Here is a 2,720-nt window from a genome sequence, read left to right on the forward strand (position 1 = left end):
GCAGCTGCGCCCCGGCGCGCTGCCGTCCGGGGCTGAGCCCTCGCTCGGCGATCAGATCGCGGCGGCCGAGAAGGCCGGCGACTGGGCAGGCGCCCAGCACTTGAAGGCCCAGCAGCTGATGCAGCTGGCCAACCCCCACCAGTAGAGCGGGCAGGGCCGGTCCCTGCCCCCAGCACAAGGAGCCCAATCGTGGCCGGTATCACCGGGCAGGGAACGACGTTCAACCTGCCGAACTATGTCGGGGACCTGTTCGCGCAGTCCCCGATGGACACCCCTTTCCTGTCGGCGATCGGCGGTCTGTCCGGCGGCGAGTCCGTCACCAGCACCCTGTTCCAGTGGCAGGGATTCGACCTGCGTGATGCGGCCGATGACCGCCAGCGCACCGAGGGCGCCCCCGCGCCGGAGGGCGAGGCACGGGTCCGCTTCAACGTGACCAACGTGGTGGAGATCCACCAGGAAGCGGTCGAGATCTCCTACACCAAGCTCGCCGCGAGCGGCCAGTACCACACCACCGGCTCCGCGCACCCCGGCAGTGTCGGTATCGCGGGCACCAACCCGGTGACCAACGAGGCGGAGTGGCAGATCCGCCAGGCGCTGGCGCAGATCGCCCGCGACGTGGAGAAGACGTTCATCACCGGCACCTTCAACAACCCGGCCACCAACGCGAGCGCCCGCCGCACCCGCGGCATCCTCGAAGCGATCACCACCAACGCGGTGGCCGCAGGCGGGGCGCCGCTGGACAAGGACATGGTCCTGGACCTGCTGCAGCAGGTGTGGGTCAGCGGCGGCATCAGCCAGAGCCAGACCGCGGCCCTGATGTGCAACGGGCACCAGAAGCGGATGCTGACCGACCTGTTCGTCACCCAGGCCAACTACCAGGAGACGACCCGCAACATCGGCGGCGTCGCGGTCACCACGATCATCACCGACTTCGGCACGCTGAATGTGATGCTCAACCGGTACATGCCCACCGACACCATCGCTGTGGTCTCCCTGGAGCAGTGCGCGCCGACGTTCCTACTGGTGCCCGGCAAGGGCTTCCTGTTCGTCGAGCCGCTGGCCACGGTCGGCGCCGCACAGCGCGCCCAGATCTACGGCGAGATCGGCCTGAAGTACGGCAACGAAATGTCCCACGGCAAGATCACCGGCCTGGCCGACGGCACCACCACAACCCCCGCCGCAGATGCCACAGCAGACACGGTGAGCGACACCGCAGACGAGGAGGTCTGACATGCCGCCCAGGAAGAAGGCCACCCCGGCGCCGGCCGCTGCCGAGTTCTCGGCGCCGCTGCCGCCCGAACTCAGTGTCGGCGCGGGCGGGCATATCGAGCACCACAACCAGCTCCTTGCTGCCGTCGTCGAGCTGCGCGCGCAGGTCGCCCAGCTCGCCGAGCGCCTGCTCGCCGTCGAGCAGCCCCCCGCATGAGCAGCCAGCCGCTGGCCACGCCCAGTGACCTCGCGGCGCGTATCGGACGGGACCTGGACCAGGCCGAGGCGGCCCGCGCGCCCGTCCTGCTCGCTGATGCGTCCGCTCTGGTCCGCGACTACACCCGCCAGGACTTCAGCCACACCCGCGGGGACGCCGTGAGACTCAGGGCGAGTGCGGGCGTGCTGCGGCTGTCGCAGCGCCCCGTCACCGCGGTCACCTCTGTGACTGAGTTCAGCGCCGGTGCCGGCCCGCAGCCCGCGGCACGGGGGTGGGTGTGGGACGGCAAGGACAAGATCCTGCTGCCCGCCTCGTGTGCGCACCAGCCATCAGGGCTGGGCGTGTACGACGTGGTCTACGACCACGGCTATCCGCGTGTCCCCGCACAGGTGGTGGCGGTGGTGTGCGCGATCGCGGCGCGCACGCTGCTGTCGCCGTCGCTGACCGCCGGGATGGTCGCCGAGCGGATCGGGAACTACAACTACCAGCTGCAACAGGGCGGAGGCGCCCCTGGCGCCACCGTCGTCATGAGCGCAGCAGACGAGAAGGCACTGGCCCGCTACGGCCCCCGCAGCGCCACCACAATCACCGTGGGGCTGGGATGAGCTACCTCATGCGCCTTTTGGTGTACGTCAGCAGTGAGGCGGGGGAGGGGACATGACGGCTGCGGTTCCTGAACGGCTGCTGCCCCACACGGTCACGGTCGTCACTCCGCATGCCGGCACTGACGGTTATGGCAACACGGTCTTTGACTACGGGGATGAAGCCGAGCGCACGACGGTGTCGGCGTGGCTGCAGCAGGACCAGCGTGCCCAGGTCGCGGCTCAGGGTGCGGACCCGCTGAAGCAGAAGTGGCTGATGGTCACCAACCACACGCCCATCCATCGCCGTGCCCGTATCGAATGGGCGTCCTCACCTACCGGGCCGCTGGTGTTCGAGCTCGACGGGCAGCCGAACCCCAACTTCCACCCCTTCCGCCAGGGCGCAGTGCACCACACCGAGCTCGCTCTCACGATCGTGGACGGATGACACATGCGCGTCGTGGAACGCTTCGTACTCAAATCTGCCGGCGCCAAGGCGCTGCTCAAGTCCCCCGGTGTGCGGGCGGACCTGGAGCGGCGGGCCCAGGCGGTCGCCGACTGGGCCGGCCCCTACTTCGAGCAGGACCTGGCCGACTCCGGCACGGACGAGCCGGTCCGGATCATCGCCGACTCCTACACCGGCACCTCACGCGCCGGCGCCACCGCCATTGCAGTGCACCCGCACTCGCTGCGGGTGGAACAGCAGCACGGCT

5 protein-coding genes are annotated in these 2,720 nt (G+C 69.5%); all 5 read left to right on the forward strand.

Annotated features, from left to right (window positions below):
- The first annotated feature begins 189 nt into the window (after positions 1-189).
- Positions 190-1,230 (forward strand): DUF5309 family protein, encoded by a 1,041-nt coding sequence (locus tag JAO81_RS41520; RefSeq protein ID WP_199553190.1) that lies wholly within the window; start codon positions 190-192, stop codon positions 1,228-1,230.
- A 1-nt stretch (position 1,231) separates the two neighbouring features.
- Positions 1,232-1,426, forward strand: a complete 195-nt coding sequence (locus JAO81_RS41525) for a hypothetical protein (RefSeq protein ID WP_199553191.1) — start codon at positions 1,232-1,234, stop codon at positions 1,424-1,426.
- A complete protein-coding gene (locus tag JAO81_RS41530; protein ID WP_199553192.1) occupies positions 1,423-2,031 on the forward strand; it encodes a hypothetical protein in 609 nt (202 codons plus the stop codon). The genes JAO81_RS41525 and JAO81_RS41530 overlap by 4 nt, the downstream gene beginning before the upstream one ends.
- Positions 2,032-2,083: 52 nt before the next feature.
- Positions 2,084-2,455 (forward strand): hypothetical protein, encoded by a 372-nt coding sequence (locus tag JAO81_RS41535; protein ID WP_199553193.1) that lies wholly within the window; start codon positions 2,084-2,086, stop codon positions 2,453-2,455.
- 3 nt (positions 2,456-2,458) lie between these two features.
- A partial coding sequence (locus JAO81_RS41540; RefSeq protein WP_199553194.1) for a hypothetical protein occupies positions 2,459-2,720 on the forward strand: 262 nt, incomplete at its 3' end.

Source organism: Streptomyces sp. N35, assembly GCF_016464295.1.
Classification (GTDB): domain Bacteria; phylum Actinomycetota; class Actinomycetes; order Streptomycetales; family Streptomycetaceae; genus Streptomyces.

Coding starts and splice junctions, on each gene's coding strand:
- JAO81_RS41535 (WP_199553193.1), top strand. CDS start 2,084: ATGACGGCTGCGGTTCCTGAACGGCTGCTGCCCCACACGGTCACGGTC.
- JAO81_RS41530 (WP_199553192.1), top strand. CDS start 1,423: ATGAGCAGCCAGCCGCTGGCCACGCCCAGTGACCTCGCGGCGCGTATC.
- JAO81_RS41525 (WP_199553191.1), top strand. CDS start 1,232: ATGCCGCCCAGGAAGAAGGCCACCCCGGCGCCGGCCGCTGCCGAGTTC.